The organism is Paraburkholderia sp. XV, from assembly GCF_020177535.1.
Lineage (GTDB): Bacteria > Pseudomonadota > Gammaproteobacteria > Burkholderiales > Burkholderiaceae > Paraburkholderia > Paraburkholderia caribensis.
Genome location: NZ_JAGUUD010000034.1, coordinates 51,310 through 67,612, shown reverse-complemented (window position 1 = coordinate 67,612; position 16,303 = coordinate 51,310). Strand labels below are relative to the sequence as shown.

Annotated in this window: 10 protein-coding genes and 4 tRNA genes; all 14 read left to right on the top strand. The window is 59.6% G+C overall.

Going from position 1 to position 16,303, the window contains the following annotated elements:
• Positions 1-149 precede the first annotated feature (149 nt).
• The 14 genes from KFO72_RS18255 to recQ all read left to right on the top strand — a co-directional run bounded on the left by KFO72_RS18255 (position 150) and on the right by recQ (position 16,158).
• Positions 150-235, top strand: a tRNA-Tyr gene (locus KFO72_RS18255).
• Positions 236-281: 46 nt separating this feature from the next.
• Positions 282-355 (top strand) — tRNA-Gly (locus KFO72_RS18250).
• A gap of 20 nt (positions 356-375) precedes the next feature.
• A tRNA-Thr gene (locus KFO72_RS18245) sits at positions 376-450 on the top strand.
• A gap of 65 nt (positions 451-515) precedes the next feature.
• Entirely contained in the window at positions 516-1,706 is a 1,191-nt protein-coding gene (tuf, locus tag KFO72_RS18240; RefSeq protein ID WP_028371383.1) for an elongation factor Tu, read from the top strand.
• Positions 1,707-1,767: 61 nt separating this feature from the next.
• Positions 1,768-1,843, top strand: a tRNA-Trp gene (locus tag KFO72_RS18235).
• Between the two features lie 35 nt (positions 1,844-1,878).
• Positions 1,879-2,259: a preprotein translocase subunit SecE gene (gene secE, locus KFO72_RS18230; protein WP_054929172.1), complete on the top strand. Its 381-nt coding sequence runs from the start codon at positions 1,879-1,881 to the stop codon at positions 2,257-2,259.
• A 1-nt stretch (position 2,260) separates the two neighbouring features.
• Positions 2,261-2,818, top strand: coding sequence for a transcription termination/antitermination protein NusG (gene nusG, locus KFO72_RS18225; RefSeq protein ID WP_007578364.1), 558 nt, complete (start codon positions 2,261-2,263; stop codon positions 2,816-2,818).
• 150 nt (positions 2,819-2,968) lie between these two features.
• Positions 2,969-3,400, top strand: coding sequence for a 50S ribosomal protein L11 (gene rplK, locus KFO72_RS18220; RefSeq protein ID WP_007578363.1), 432 nt, complete (start codon positions 2,969-2,971; stop codon positions 3,398-3,400).
• Positions 3,401-4,099 (top strand): 50S ribosomal protein L1, encoded by a 699-nt coding sequence (gene rplA, locus KFO72_RS18215; protein ID WP_007578362.1) that lies wholly within the window; start codon positions 3,401-3,403, stop codon positions 4,097-4,099. It begins immediately after the preceding gene.
• A 268-nt stretch (positions 4,100-4,367) separates the two neighbouring features.
• The gene (gene rplJ / locus KFO72_RS18210) at positions 4,368-4,898 is read left to right on the top strand and encodes a 50S ribosomal protein L10 (RefSeq protein WP_174485118.1); all 531 of its coding nucleotides are present in this window, start codon (positions 4,368-4,370) and stop codon (positions 4,896-4,898) included.
• Positions 4,899-4,973: 75 nt separating this feature from the next.
• The gene (rplL, locus tag KFO72_RS18205; RefSeq protein WP_035988792.1) at positions 4,974-5,351 is read left to right on the top strand and encodes a 50S ribosomal protein L7/L12; all 378 of its coding nucleotides are present in this window, start codon (positions 4,974-4,976) and stop codon (positions 5,349-5,351) included.
• Positions 5,352-5,720: 369 nt separating this feature from the next.
• Positions 5,721-9,827, top strand: a complete 4,107-nt coding sequence (gene rpoB / locus KFO72_RS18200) for a DNA-directed RNA polymerase subunit beta (protein WP_054929171.1) — start codon at positions 5,721-5,723, stop codon at positions 9,825-9,827.
• 21 nt (positions 9,828-9,848) lie between these two features.
• Complete coding sequence (rpoC, locus tag KFO72_RS18195) at positions 9,849-14,090, top strand: DNA-directed RNA polymerase subunit beta' (RefSeq protein ID WP_054929170.1); 4,242 nt, start codon at positions 9,849-9,851, stop codon at positions 14,088-14,090.
• A gap of 220 nt (positions 14,091-14,310) precedes the next feature.
• Complete coding sequence (recQ, locus tag KFO72_RS18190; RefSeq protein ID WP_054929169.1) at positions 14,311-16,158, top strand: DNA helicase RecQ; 1,848 nt, start codon at positions 14,311-14,313, stop codon at positions 16,156-16,158.
• Positions 16,159-16,303 lie beyond the last annotated feature (145 nt).

The window sequence follows — 16,303 nt, the reverse complement described above, 5'->3', positions numbered from 1 at the left end:
TCAGGCTCCTTACCCAAGACAAGACCCCGCCCTCAAAAGCGGGGTCTTGGCGTTTTTGGCTCTACTATAAGTGAGAGCCTATGGGTTTCGAGCGGTCAAGAGCCACTTGACAAGATGTAATCGCTCCCCCATAATCATCAGTTCTCTGCGGAGGGGTGCCCGAGTGGCTAAAGGGGGCAGACTGTAAATCTGTTGGCTTACGCCTACGTTGGTTCGAATCCAACCTCCTCCACCAGATTTCAAAGTGCTGTAACGCAGTTGTTGGGAATCGATAGATCCTTGCGGGTGTAGCTCAATGGTAGAGCAGAAGCCTTCCAAGCTTACGACGAGGGTTCGATTCCCTTCACCCGCTCCAGCAAGCAAAGTAGATGTAGCGCCCATGTGGCTCAGTGGTAGAGCACTCCCTTGGTAAGGGAGAGGTCGGCAGTTCGATCCTGCCCATGGGCACCAGCTGGTACCAAAGTGATTGTTTGCGCCCGGCGCAACGTACGGAAAAATCCTCTTAGGAGTCGAAAATGGCCAAAGGTAAGTTTGAGCGGACCAAGCCGCACGTGAACGTCGGCACGATCGGTCACGTTGACCACGGCAAGACCACGCTGACGGCAGCGATCACGACGGTGCTGACCGCGAAGTTCGGCGGCGAAGCAAAGGCCTACGACCAGATCGACGCAGCGCCGGAAGAAAAGGCGCGCGGTATCACGATCAACACGGCACACGTCGAGTACGAAACGGCGAACCGCCACTACGCGCACGTCGACTGCCCGGGCCACGCTGACTATGTGAAGAACATGATCACGGGCGCAGCGCAGATGGACGGCGCAATTCTGGTGTGCTCGGCTGCTGACGGCCCGATGCCGCAAACGCGTGAGCACATCCTGCTGGCGCGTCAGGTCGGTGTGCCGTACATCATCGTGTTCCTGAACAAGTGCGACATGGTGGACGACGCCGAGCTGCTCGAGCTGGTCGAAATGGAAGTGCGCGAACTTCTGTCGAAGTACGACTTCCCGGGCGACGACACGCCGATCATCAAGGGTTCGGCGAAGCTGGCGCTCGAAGGCGACAAGGGCGAGCTGGGCGAAGTGGCGATCATGAACCTGGCCGACGCCCTGGACACGTACATCCCGACGCCGGAGCGCGCGGTTGACGGCGCGTTCCTGATGCCGGTGGAAGACGTGTTCTCGATCTCGGGTCGTGGCACGGTGGTGACGGGTCGCGTCGAGCGCGGCATCGTCAAGGTCGGCGAAGAAATCGAAATCGTCGGTATCAAGCCGACGGTGAAGACGACCTGCACGGGCGTGGAAATGTTCCGCAAGCTGCTCGACCAGGGTCAGGCAGGCGACAACGTCGGTATCCTGCTGCGCGGCACGAAGCGTGAAGACGTGGAGCGTGGCCAGGTGCTGGCCAAGCCGGGTTCGATCACGCCGCACACGCACTTCACGGCTGAAGTGTACGTGCTGAGCAAGGACGAAGGCGGCCGTCACACGCCGTTCTTCAACAACTATCGTCCGCAGTTCTACTTCCGTACGACGGACGTGACGGGCTCGATCGAGCTGCCGAAGGACAAGGAAATGGTGATGCCGGGCGACAACGTGTCGATCACGGTGAAGCTGATCGCTCCGATCGCCATGGAAGAAGGTCTGCGCTTCGCAATCCGCGAAGGTGGCCGTACCGTCGGCGCAGGTGTCGTTGCTAAGATCATCGAGTAAGCCAGCCAGTTCTCGTTGATCGGTTGTTTCGGGTTGGCGATGCCGCCGACCCCAATGGTTTAGGGGTATAGCTCAACTGGCAGAGCGTCGGTCTCCAAAACCGAAGGTTGGGGGTTCGATTCCCTCTGCCCCTGCCAACTCTCGCGTCATGTGTGGCGCTCGTTAAGGTGTTATGGCGAATCCTTCCGTCGAAACTGTTAATACTTCCAGCGACAAGCTGATGCTCGTCGCTGGCGTATTGTTGGTCTTGGCCGGGTTCGTGGGGTTCTTCTGGCTGAATGGCCAAGAGTGGTACGTCCGCGGAGCGGCTTTGGCTGTCGGACTGATCGCAGGCGTCGCAGTCGGTCTTCTCTCAGCGCCCGGCAAAGGTTTTATCGCGTTCGCCAAAGATTCGTACAAAGAAGTCCGCAAGGTTGTCTGGCCGACCCGCAAGGAAGCAAGTCAGACAACTTTGGTGGTTTTCGGGTTTGTACTGGTCATGGCGGTGTTCCTCTGGATTTGCGATAAATCCATCGAGTGGACAATTTTCTCGGCGATTCTGGGTTGGAAATGATATGAGTGATATTCCGGCATCCCCGAGCGGAAAACGTTGGTACGTAGTGCACGCCTACTCCGGTATGGAGAAGAGCGTGCAACGTGCGCTTCAAGAGCGCATTGAACGTGCTGGCATGCAGGACAAGTTTGGACAGATTCTCGTCCCGACCGAAGAAGTCGTCGAGGTGAAGGGTGGTCACAAGTCGGTGACCGAGCGTCGCTTCTTTCCGGGCTATGTGCTCGTCGAAATGGAAATGACTGACGAGACGTGGCACCTCGTGAAAAACACGGCAAAGGTGACGGGTTTCGTGGGCGGCGCGCGCAACCGTCCGAGCCCGATTTCCCCGCGGGAAGTCGAGAAAATCATGTCCCAGATGCAGGAAGGCGTCGAGAAGCCGCGCCCGAAAACCCTGTTCGAAGTGGGCGAGATGGTTCGGGTGAAGGATGGCCCATTTACCGACTTCAACGGCAGCGTCGAGGAAGTGAACTACGAAAAGTCGCGTGTCCGAGTATCTGTCACGATTTTCGGTCGTGCGACTCCAGTAGAACTGGAATTCGGTCAGGTCGAAAAGCTGTGAGTCAGGTTTCGCGGATCGCGCCGGATGGCGCGGTCCGTCTTTCGCGCTTACGGTCCGCGTAATGGCCGTTGAGGAGCGTCGATAGTCGAAGTTCGACGAGGGCGCGCTACTACTCACTGAACGCACTTGCGTTCCAAAGAGGTTTTCAACATGGCAAAGAAAATCATCGGCTTTATCAAGCTGCAGATTCCTGCAGGTAAAGCCAATCCGTCGCCGCCGGTTGGTCCGGCACTGGGTCAACGCGGCCTGAACATCATGGAGTTCTGCAAGGCGTTCAACGCGCAGACCCAAGCGATGGAGCCGGGTCTGCCGATTCCGGTCGTCATCACCGCGTTCGCAGACAAGAGCTTCACGTTCGTTCTGAAGACGCCGCCGGCTACGGTTCTGATCAAGAAGGCAGCGAAGCTCGACAAGGGTTCGAGCAAGCCGCACACCGACAAGGTCGGTAAGATCACGCGCGCTCAAGCTGAAGAAATCGCAAAGACCAAGATGCCGGATCTTACGGCTGCTGATCTGGACGCAGCGGTTCGTACGATCGCTGGTAGCGCCCGCTCGATGGGCATCACCGTGGAGGGCGTGTAAATGGCTAAGCTTTCGAAGCGTCTGCAAGCATTTGCAAACAAGGTTGATCGTCAAAAGCTGTACGCGATCGATGAGGCTCTGTCGCTCGTGAAGGAGTGCGCAAGCGCGAAGTTCGACGAATCGATCGACGTCGCAGTGCAACTCGGCATCGACGCAAAGAAGTCGGACCAGGTTGTTCGCGGTTCGGTCGTTCTGCCGGCTGGTACCGGTAAGTCGGTCCGTGTTGCTGTGTTCGCGCAAGGTGAAAAGGCCGAGCAGGCTCGTGCAGCTGGCGCTGAAATCGTCGGTATGGAAGACCTGGCTGAGCAAGTGAAGGCCGGTAACCTGAATTTCGACGTCGTGATCGCTTCGCCGGACACGATGCGTGTGGTCGGTACGCTGGGTCAGATCCTCGGCCCGCGCGGCCTGATGCCGAACCCGAAGGTCGGCACGGTCACGCCGGACGTCGCGACCGCGGTCAAGAACGCGAAGGCCGGTCAGGTTCAGTTCCGTGTCGACAAAGCCGGTATCATCCACGCAACGATCGGTCGCGCATCGTTCGAGCCGACGGCTCTGCGTTCGAACCTGAGCGCGCTGGTCGAAGCGCTGCAAAAGGCGAAGCCGGCGACGAGCAAGGGCGTGTACCTGCGCAAGATCGCATTGTCGAGCACCATGGGTGTTGGCGTGCGTGTTGATCAGGCAACGCTGGCAGCACAGTAAAGTTTTAACCGCTTCGGTCGAGAGGCTGGGGCGATTTAAGGGCTTTGGGCGGTCGCGAGGTTGCAATCTGAATCTGGCGACCGGTTGTCAAAGACCGTTGGTGGAGGCGCAGCAGTTGGGAGCTTCCTTAATTCAAGCCAACGCAGATGGCGAACCCGAAAAAGTTTTGAAGTGGTGAAGCCGTTTGATTTGCACAGCCATGTGGAAATCGAGCGGTCGAAGTACTCCTGACTGGTCGGACGCCGTTGTTGAACGCGATGCGCGAGGCATGTGCCAAGTGCATCGAATCTGGAGGTTAACCGTGCCACTTAACAAAGAAAGTAAGCAGGCCGTCGTAGCTGAGGTTTCCGCGCAAGTCGCGAAAGCCCAAACGGTGGTTCTGGCTGAGTATCGTGGGATCACGGTTGGCGATCTGACCAAGCTGCGCGCGAAAGCGCGCGAGCAACAGGTGTATCTGCGCGTGTTGAAGAACACGCTGGCGCGTCGCGCTGTCGAAGGTACCCCGTTTGCTCCGCTGGCTGAGCAGATGACTGGTCCGCTGATCTACGGCATCTCGGAAGATGCAATTGCTGCTGCGAAGGTCGTTAATGACTTCAGCAAGAGCAATGACAAGTTGGTCATCAAGGCCGGTTCCTACGAAGGCAAAGTGATGGACAAGGCGGGCGTGCAAGCGCTGGCCAACATCCCGAGCCGCGAGGAACTGCTCTCCAAGCTGTTGTTCGTTATGCAAGCTCCTGTTTCTGGCTTTGCGCGTGCTCTGGCCGCGCTGGCAGAAAAGAAGGAAAGCGAAGCTGCGTAAGCAGTGCATCGACGCACTTCAGTCGAGCGTAATTGATCGCTGGCTGTATCCGAATTCAATTTAGGAGTATTTCAAATGGCAATCGCAAAAGAAGACATCCTCGAAGCCGTAGGCGCGATGTCGGTTCTGGAACTGAACGAACTGGTCAAGGCATTCGAAGAAAAGTTTGGCGTGTCGGCTGCTGCTGTTGCAGTTGCTGGCCCGGCAGGCGCTGGCGGCGGCGCTGCTGCTGCTGAAGAGCAAACCGAGTTCACGGTTATCCTGACCGAAACGGGCGCAAACAAGGTTTCCGTGATTAAGGCAGTTCGCGAACTGACGGGCCTGGGCCTGAAGGAAGCGAAGGACCTGGTCGACGGTGCACCGAAGCCTGTTAAGGAAGCGGTACCGAAGGCTGCTGCTGAAGAAGCCAAGAAGAAGCTGGAAGAAGCCGGCGCGAAGGCTGAAATCAAGTAAGTTTCGGCGCGCTGTGCGCAGGCTGGCGGTTTTCCACCGCCGGCCTTTTTGTGCTTTGTGGGAACGACCTTTTTGCTCTCAAGTTTCGGCAAAAACGTACTCCCAGAAGCCAAAGAAAATCGCCGTTCGGGAAGTTCGACTGGCGTTTCTCTTTGTCTTCTGAAGCGACTGCAGAAGGCAAGTTTGGTCGGGTAGCGGGCAACACAGGCATCCGCTGCCGTCAGCCAGCGGTTGGTAGCGGCCAACCACCAAGCTTCTAGGCTCGTTCAAGCCATCGGACGGCCAACGGGTCTCAGTCGGTGAACACTCGGGTTGTCACATCAAGGTATCCCGCCTCGACAACAATGCCCGCCGTGATTCGGAGATCGTATGCAATATTCCTTCACCGAGAAGAAGCGTATTCGCAAGAGTTTCGCGAAGCGCCCCATCGTTCACCAAGTACCTTTCCTGCTGGCTACCCAGCTTGAATCATTCAGCACGTTTCTGCAAGCGGAAGTGCCCACAGTGCAGCGCAAACCGGAAGGTCTGCAAGCTGCGTTCACGTCAGTTTTCCCCATTGTTTCGCATAACGGCTTTGCTCGTCTAGAGTTCGTCAGCTACATGCTGTCGCCGCCGGCATTCAACATCAAGGAATGTCAGCAGCGCGGTCTGACTTACTGTTCGGCGCTGCGTGCCAAGGTGCGTCTGGTGCTGCTCGACAAGGAATCGCCGAGCAAGCCTGTCGTCAAGGAAGTGAAGGAACAGGAAGTGTACATGGGCGAAATTCCGCTCATGACGCCGACTGGCTCGTTCGTCATCAACGGCACGGAACGCGTGATCGTGTCGCAGTTGCACCGTTCGCCTGGCGTGTTCTTCGAACACGACAAGGGCAAGACGCACAGCTCCGGCAAGCTGCTGTTCTCGGCACGGATCATTCCTTACCGTGGCTCGTGGCTCGACTTCGAATTCGATCCGAAGGACGTGCTGTACTTCCGCGTCGACCGTCGTCGCAAGATGCCTGTCACGATCCTGCTGAAGGCAATCGGCCTGACGCCGGAACAGATCCTCGCGAACTTCTTCGTGTTCGATAACTTCACGCTGATGCCGGAAGGCGCGCAGATGGAGTTCGTGCCGGAGCGTCTGCGCGGTGAAGTCGCGCGCTTTGACATTACGGATCGCGACGGCAAGGTCATCGTCCAGAAGGACAAGCGTATCAACGCGAAGCACATTCGCGACCTCGAAAACGCGAAGACCAAGTACATTTCGGTCCCCGAAGACTACCTGCTCGGCCGCGTGCTCGCGAAGAACGTGGTTGATGGCGACACGGGCGAAGTGATCGCAAACGCGAACGACGAAGTCACCGAAAGCGTGCTCGAAAAGCTGCGCGAAGCGAAGATCAAGGACATCCAGACGCTCTACACGAACGATCTGGATCAAGGTCCGTACATCTCGTCGACGCTGCGTATCGACGAAACGGCCGACAAGATGGCCGCGCGCATCGCAATCTACCGCATGATGCGTCCGGGCGAACCGCCGACGGAAGAAGCCGTCGAGGCGCTGTTCAACCGTCTGTTCTACAGCGAAGAGGCGTACGACCTGTCGAAGGTGGGTCGTATGAAGTTCAACCGCCGCGTCGGCCGTGACGAAATCGTCGGCCCGATGACGCTGCAGGACGACGACATCCTCGCGACCATCAAGATCCTGGTCGAACTGCGTAACGGCAAGGGCGAAGTGGACGATATCGACCACTTGGGCAATCGTCGTGTGCGTTGCGTAGGCGAACTGGCGGAAAACCAGTTCCGCGCGGGTCTCGTGCGTGTCGAACGTGCAGTGAAGGAACGCCTCGGCCAGGCCGAAAGCGAAAACCTGATGCCGCACGACCTGATCAACTCGAAGCCGATTTCGTCGGCAATTCGCGAGTTCTTCGGTTCGTCGCAGCTGTCGCAGTTCATGGACCAGACCAATCCGCTGTCGGAAATCACCCACAAGCGCCGTGTTTCGGCACTTGGCCCGGGTGGTCTGACGCGCGAGCGCGCTGGCTTTGAAGTCCGCGACGTGCACCCGACCCACTATGGCCGCGTGTGCCCGATTGAAACGCCGGAAGGTCCGAACATCGGCCTGATCAACTCGCTGGCGCTGTACGCGCACCTGAACGAATACGGCTTCCTCGAAACGCCGTATCGCAAGGTGACGGACAGCAAGGTCACGGATCAGATCGACTATCTGTCGGCAATCGAAGAAGGCCGTTACGTGATCGCTCAGGCGAACGCGGCCGTGGCGGAAGATGGCACGCTGACCGACGAACTCGTGTCGTCGCGTGAAGCGGGCGAAACGCTGATGGTCACGCCGGACCGCATCCAGTACATGGACGTGGCGCCGTCGCAGATCGTGTCGGTGGCCGCATCGCTGATTCCGTTCCTCGAGCACGACGACGCGAACCGTGCATTGATGGGCTCGAACATGCAGCGTCAGGCTGTGCCGTGTCTGCGTCCGGAGAAGCCGGTCGTCGGTACGGGTATCGAGCGCACGGTGGCTGTCGACTCGGGCACGACCGTGCAGGCGCTGCGTGGTGGTGTGGTCGACTACGTCGATGCAGGCCGTATCGTGATTCGTGTGAACGATGATGAAGCGGTGGCTGGCGACGTCGGCGTCGACATCTACAACCTGATCAAGTACACGCGTTCGAACCAGAACACGAACATCAACCAGCGTCCGATCGCGAAGGTCGGCGACAAGGTTGCGCGCGGCGACGTGCTGGCTGACGGCGCTTCGACGGACCTCGGTGAACTGGCGCTTGGCCAGAACATGCTGGTCGCGTTCATGCCGTGGAACGGCTACAACTTCGAAGACTCGATCCTGATCTCGGAGAAGGTCGTTGCGGACGATCGCTACACGTCGATCCACATCGAAGAATTGAACGTCGTCGCTCGCGACACGAAGCTCGGACCGGAAGAAATCACGCGCGATATTTCGAATCTCGCTGAAGTGCAGCTTGGCCGTCTCGACGAGTCGGGCATCGTGTACATCGGCGCGGAAGTCGAAGCAGGCGACGTGCTGGTCGGCAAGGTCACGCCGAAGGGCGAAACCCAGCTGACGCCGGAAGAAAAGCTGCTGCGCGCGATCTTCGGTGAGAAGGCGTCGGACGTGAAGGACACGTCGCTGCGCGTGCCGTCGGGCATGAGCGGCACGGTTATCGACGTGCAGGTGTTCACGCGTGAAGGCATCCAGCGCGACAAGCGTGCGCAACAGATCATCGACGATGAACTGAAGCGCTATCGCCTGGACCTGAATGACCAGCTCCGTATCGTGGAAGGCGACGCGTTCCAGCGTCTTGCACGTATGCTCGAGGGCAAGGTGGCGAACGGCGGTCCGAAGAAGCTCGCGAAGGGCACGAAGATCGAACGCGCTTACCTGGAAGATCTGGATCACTACCACTGGTTCGACATCCGCCTCGCGGACGAAGAAGCAGCGGCACAGCTCGAAGCGATCAAGGATTCGATCGAACAGAAGCGTCACCAGTTCGACCTCGCTTTCGAAGAGAAGCGCAAGAAGCTCACGCAAGGCGACGAACTGCCGCCGGGCGTGCTGAAGATGGTCAAGGTCTACCTGGCTGTGAAGCGCCGCCTGCAACCTGGCGACAAGATGGCAGGCCGTCACGGTAACAAGGGTGTCGTGTCGAAGATCGTTCCGATCGAAGACATGCCGTACATGGCCGATGGCCGTCCGGCTGACGTCGTGCTGAACCCGCTGGGCGTTCCGTCGCGGATGAACGTGGGTCAGGTTCTCGAAGTGCATCTGGGTTGGGCCGCGAAGGGTCTGGGCTGGCGTATCGGCGAAATGCTGCAGCGTCAGGCGAAGATCGAAGAAGTTCGCAAGTTCCTGACCAAGATCTACAACGAGTCGGGCCGTGCGGAAGAGCTGGAAAGCTTCTCCGACGACGAAATCCTCGAACTCGCGAAGAACCTGCGCGAAGGCGTGCCGTTCGCAACGCCGGTGTTCGACGGTGCGACGGAAGAGGAAATGTCCAGCATGCTGGATCTCGCCTACCCGGACGACATCGCGCAGAACCTCGGCATGACGAAGTCGAAGAACCAGGTGCGTCTGTTTGACGGTCGCACGGGTGAAGCCTTCGAACGTACGGTGACGGTTGGCTACATGCACTACCTGAAGCTGCACCACCTGGTCGACGACAAGATGCACGCGCGTTCGACGGGTCCGTACTCGCTGGTCACGCAGCAGCCGCTGGGTGGTAAGGCGCAGTTCGGTGGTCAGCGCTTCGGTGAAATGGAAGTGTGGGCGCTCGAAGCCTACGGCGCATCGTATGTGCTGCAGGAAATGTTGACGGTCAAGTCGGACGACGTGACGGGCCGGACCAAGGTTTACGAGAACCTGGTGAAGGGCGATCACGTGATCGACGCGGGCATGCCGGAATCCTTCAACGTGCTGGTGAAGGAAATCCGCTCGCTCGGTATCGACATCGACCTCGACCGCAACTAATCGGACTACGGAGAGAAAGCAATGAAAGCTCTGCTCGATCTATTCAAGCAAGTCCAACAGGAAGAAGTTTTTGACGCGATCAAGATCGGTCTGGCCTCGCCGGACAAGATCCGTTCGTGGTCGTTCGGTGAAGTCAAGAAGCCGGAAACCATCAACTACCGCACCTTCAAGCCGGAGCGGGATGGTCTGTTCTGCGCGAAGATTTTCGGTCCGATCAAGGACTACGAATGCCTTTGCGGCAAGTACAAGCGCCTGAAGCACCGTGGCGTGATCTGCGAGAAGTGCGGCGTCGAAGTGACGCTCGCGAAGGTGCGTCGCGAACGCATGGGCCACATCGAACTGGCCTCGCCTGTCGCGCACATCTGGTTCCTGAAGTCGCTGCCGTCGCGTCTGGGCATGGTGCTCGACATGACGCTGCGCGACATCGAGCGCGTGCTGTACTTCGAAGCATATGTGGTGATCGATCCGGGCATGACGCCGCTGAAGGCGCGTCAGATCATGACGGAAGAGGATTACTACAATAAGGTCGAAGAGTACGGTGACGAATTCCGCGCTGAAATGGGCGCGGAAGGCGTGCGCGAACTGCTGCGCGCGATCAACATCGACGAGCAGGTCGAAACGCTGCGCTCGGAGCTGAAGAACACGGGTTCGGAAGCGAAGATCAAGAAGTACGCGAAGCGCCTGAAGGTGCTCGAGGCCTTCCAGCGTTCGGGCATCAAGCCCGAGTGGATGATTCTCGAAGTGCTGCCGGTGCTGCCGCCCGAACTGCGTCCGCTGGTTCCGCTGGACGGCGGCCGTTTCGCGACGTCGGACCTGAACGACCTGTATCGCCGCGTGATCAACCGTAACAACCGGTTGAAGCGTCTGCTCGAACTGAAGGCGCCTGAAATCATCGTTCGCAACGAAAAGCGGATGCTGCAGGAAGCCGTCGATTCGCTGCTCGACAACGGCCGTCGCGGCAAGGCGATGACGGGCGCGAACAAGCGTCCGCTGAAGTCGCTCGCCGACATGATCAAGGGTAAGGGCGGTCGCTTCCGTCAGAACCTGCTGGGCAAGCGCGTCGACTACTCGGGCCGTTCGGTCATCGTGGTCGGCCCGACGCTGAAGCTGCATCAGTGCGGTCTGCCGAAGCTGATGGCGCTCGAACTGTTCAAGCCGTTCATCTTCAACAAGCTGGAAGTGATGGGTGTTGCTACCACCATCAAGGCTGCGAAGAAGGAAGTCGAGAACCAGACGCCGGTGGTGTGGGACATTCTCGAAGAAGTCATTCGCGAACATCCGGTGATGCTGAACCGCGCGCCGACGCTGCACCGTCTTGGCATTCAGGCTTTCGAGCCGGTGCTGATCGAAGGTAAGGCTATCCAGCTGCACCCGCTCGTTTGCGCGGCGTTCAACGCCGACTTCGACGGTGACCAGATGGCTGTTCACGTTCCGCTGTCGCTCGAAGCGCAGATGGAAGCGCGCACGCTGATGCTGGCGTCGAACAACGTGCTGTTCCCGGCCAACGGCGATCCGTCGATCGTGCCGTCGCAGGATATCGTGCTCGGCCTGTACTACGCGACGCGCGAAGCGATCAACGGCAAGGGCGAAGGCCTGACGTTCACGGGCGTGTCGGAAGCGCTGCGCGCGTACGAGAACAAGGAAGTCGAGCTGGCCTCGCGCGTCAACGTGCGGATCACCGAAATGGTCCATAACGAAGACAAGTCGGAAGGTGCGCCGGCATTCGTGCCGAAGGTCACGCTGTACGCGACGACCGTCGGCCGTTCGATCCTGTCGGAAATTCTGCCGCCGGGCCTGCCGTTCTCGGTGCTGAACAAGCCGCTGAAGAAGAAGGAAATCTCGCGTCTGATCAACACCGCATTCCGCAAGTGCGGTCTGCGTGAAACGGTGATTTTCGCCGACCAGTTGATGCAGTCGGGCTTCCGCCTGGCCACGCGCGCCGGTATCTCGATCTGCGTCGACGACATGCTCGTGCCGCCGCAGAAGGAGACCATCGTCGGCGACGCCGCGAAGAAGGTGAAGGAATACGACCGTCAGTACATGTCGGGTCTCGTCACCTCGCAGGAACGCTACAACAACGTGGTCGACATCTGGTCGGCAACGTCGGAAGCGGTCGGCAAGGCGATGATGGAGCAGCTGTCGACGGAACCGGTCGTGGACCGCGACGGCAACCAGACGCGTCAGGAGTCGTTCAACTCCATCTACATGATGGCCGACTCGGGTGCGCGTGGTTCGGCAGTTCAGATCCGTCAGCTCGCTGGTATGCGTGGCCTGATGGCGAAGCCGGACGGCTCGATCATCGAGACGCCGATTACGGCGAACTTCCGTGAAGGCCTGAACGTGTTGCAGTACTTCATCTCGACCCACGGTGCACGTAAGGGTCTGGCTGATACGGCACTGAAGACGGCGAACTCGGGTTACCTGACGCGTCGTCTCGTCGACGTGACGCAGGATCTCGTCGTGGTCGAAGACGATTGCGGTACGTCGAACGGCGTGGCAATGAAGGCGCTGGTCGAAGGCGGTGAAGTCGTCGAAGCACTGCGTGACCGTATTCTGGGTCGCGTTGCGGTGGCTGACGTCGTCAATCCGGAAACGCAGGAAACGCTGTTCGAATCGGGCACGCTGCTCGACGAAGACGCGGTCGAAGAAATCGAACGCCTGGGTATCGACGAAGTGCGCGTGCGTACGCCGCTGACTTGCGAAACGCGTTACGGTCTGTGCGCAGCCTGCTACGGCCGCGACCTGGGCCGCGGCTCGTCGGTCAACGTCGGCGAAGCAGTCGGCGTGATCGCTGCTCAGTCGATCGGTGAGCCGGGCACGCAGCTGACCATGCGTACGTTCCACATCGGTGGTGCGGCATCGCGTGCGGCAGTGGCGTCGTCGGTCGAAGCGAAGTCGAACGGTACGGTGCGTTTCACGTCGACGATGCGTTACGTGACGAATGCGAAGGGCGAGCAGATCGTCATCTCGCGTTCGGGCGAAGCGATGATCACCGACGATCACGGCCGCGAGCGCGAGCGTCACAAGGTGCCGTACGGCGCGACGCTGCTGCAACTCGACGGCGCGCAGATCAAGGCGGGCACGCAACTGGCCACGTGGGATCCGCTGACGCGTCCGATCATCACCGAGTGGGGCGGTACGGTGAAGTTCGAAAACGTCGAGGAAGGCGTGACGGTCGCGAAGCAGATCGACGACGTGACGGGTCTGTCCACTCTCGTCGTGATCGACGTGAAGCGCCGCGGCTCGCAGGCTTCGAAGAGCGTGCGTCCGCAGGTGAAGCTGCTCGACGCGAACGGCGACGAAGTCAAGATCCCGAACTCGGAGCACTCGGTTCAGATCGGCTTCCAGGTCGGCGCACTGATCACCGTGAAGGATGGTCAGCAGGTTCAGGTGGGTGAAGTGCTCGCACGTATCCCGACCGAAGCGCAGAAGACGCGTGACATTACGGGTGGTCTGCCGCGTGTGGCGGAACTGTTCGAAGCACGTTCGCCGAAGGACGCAGGTATCCTGGCGGAAGTCACGGGTACGACGTCGTTCGGTAAGGACACGAAGGGCAAGCAGCGTCTCGTTATCACGGACCTCGAAGGCAATCAGCACGAGTTCCTGATCGCGAAGGAAAAGCAGGTTCTGGTGCACGATGGTCAAGTCGTCAACAAGGGCGAAATGATCGTCGACGGGCCGGCCGATCCGCACGACATTCTGCGTTTGCAGGGTATCGAAGCGCTGTCGCGTTACATCGTGGACGAAGTGCAGGACGTGTACCGTCTGCAGGGCGTGAAGATCAACGACAAGCACATCGAGGTGATCGTCCGTCAGATGCTGCGTCGCGTGCAGATCACTGACAACGGCGATACGCGCTTCATCCCGGGTGAGCAGGTCGAGCGGTCGGACATGCTGGACGAAAACGATCGCATGATCGCGGAAGACAAGCGTCCGGCAACGTACGAGAACATCCTGCTGGGTATCACGAAGGCGTCGCTGTCGACCGACTCGTTCATCTCCGCGGCATCGTTCCAGGAAACGACCCGCGTGCTGACGGAAGCGGCGATCATGGGCAAGCGCGACGATCTGCGTGGCCTGAAGGAAAACGTGATCGTCGGTCGTCTGATTCCGGCCGGTACGGGTCTCGCGTTCCACAAGGCACGCAAGACCAAGGAAATGGCGGATCGCGAGCGTTTCGACCAGATCGCAGCAGAAGAGGCCTTCGAGTTCGGTACGCCGGAAACCCCGGCCGCCGAGCAAACGCCGCACACCAACGAATAAGCCGGCAGGCGGCATATGCCGCCATGCCTGTGAAGTTCGCTGAAGTTGCATGAACCGCCCGGTTTCGACCGGGCGGTTTTTTTTCGCCTTGCGGATTTGCGTTTCTTCCTATGCCCTTCGGACTCTGCCGGACGGTCAGTTACACGACAAACCTCGGGCGAAGTGCGATTGCATTGGTAAAATTCGAGTCACCCGCTCCGCGCACTTTTTTCTCTCCTTCATGTCCCGTCCGCTCCAGATCCTCAACGAAGTTTTCGGTTATCCCGCGTTTCGAGGGCAGCAGGGAGAAATCGTCGAACACGTTTCTTCTGGCGGCGACTGTCTGGTGCTGATGCCGACGGGCGGTGGCAAATCGCTGTGCTATCAGATTCCGTCGCTGGTGCGCCGCGAAGCCGGGTTGGGCGCAGGGATCGTCGTCTCGCCGCTGATCGCGTTGATGCAGGATCAGGTGGCGGCCTTGCGGGAAGTCGGCGTGCGCGCGGCGTATCTGAACTCGACGCTGTCAGGCGCCGATGCAGCAGCGACGGAGCGCGCCTTGCGTGAGGGCGAAATCGATCTGCTGTACGTCGCTCCTGAACGGCTGATGACGCCGCGCTTTCTCGATCTGCTCGAGCGCGCGCGCATCGGTTTGTTCGCTATCGACGAAGCACATTGCGTGTCGCAATGGGGGCACGATTTCAGACCCGAGTACATCCAGCTGTCGGTGTTGCACGAGCGGTTCCCTTCGGTACCGCGCATCGCGCTGACGGCCACGGCCGACGCGATCACGCGCGACGAAATCATTCATCGCCTCGCGCTCGACGACGCGCGTGTGTTCGTATCGAGTTTCGATCGGCCGAATATCCGCTATCGGATCGTCGAGAAGGACAACGCGCGTTCGCAACTGCTCGATTTCATCCGCGCGGAACACACGCGTCCGGACAACACGACCGACGCGGGGGTCGTGTATTGCCTGTCGCGCCGCAAGGTCGAAGAGACGGCTGAATGGCTGAAGGCGCAGGGCGTGCGAGCGCTGCCGTATCACGCGGGAATGGAGTTTGAGGTGCGCCAGCGGCATCAGGAAATCTTCCAGCGCGAAGAGGGCATCGTGATGTGCGCGACGATCGCGTTCGGCATGGGCATCGACAAACCGGACGTGCGCTTTGTCGCGCATCTCGATTTGCCGAAGAGCGTCGAAGGCTATTACCAGGAAACAGGGCGCGCCGGCCGCGATGGTTTGCCGGCGAACGCCTGGATGACGTACGGTCTCGGCGATGTCGTGCAGCAGCGCAAGATGATCGACGAATCCGACGCCGACGATGCGCATAAGCGCGTGCAAACCGGCAAGCTCGATGCGTTGCTCGGTTTATGCGAAACGGCTACGTGCCGGCGCGTGCGATTGCTGGCTTACTTCGGCGAAGAGGGCAAGCCCTGCGGCAACTGTGATACATGTCTCGAGCCGCCGGCATCGTGGGATGCCACGCGTGAATCGCAGATGGCGCTGTCATGCGCGTTTCGTGCGCAGCGCGCTAGCGGATTCAATTTCGGCGCAGGACATCTGATCGACATTCTTCGCGGCAATCGTACCGAGAAGATTCTGCAGCGTGGCCACGAGAAGCTGAGCACATTCGGAATTGGTGCGGCGCTATCCGAGCATGAATGGCGAGCGGTGTTTCGCCAGTTGGTCGCATTCGGATTTCTCACCGTCGATCACGACGGTTTCGGTGCCCTCGTGCTGACGGAAGCCAGCAAGCCTGTCCTAAAAGGCGAGCAACAAGTGACGATGCGGCGCTATGTGAAGCCAGTGCGCACGCGTCAATCCTCCGGACGCACAAGCGAACGCGCCGATCCGACAGCGGGCATGAATTCACGCGAGCGCGCGCGCTGGGACCGTCTGCGCGCGTGGCGCACGGAAACCGCGAAGAGCGATGGCGTGCCGGCTTACGTCATTTTCCACGATGCCACGCTGGCCGAAATTGCGCGCAACTCCCCGGGGTCGCTCGAAGATTTGCGCCATATTCCGGGTATGGGCGCACGTAAGCTCGACCGTTTCGGCGACGAACTGCTCGAAGTCGTCGCTGCGGATTGAGTCCCAGTGCGCCGCCAACCCTTTCGAATCGGCGCAACCTGTTGACTCGTTTGGGATTTTCGGAATATGATGCTAGGTTCCGGTTCTTGGCAGGATTCCGTGCGGCGCGAGCGTGTCGCCAAAACGTCAGGGCTGGAAATCAGCA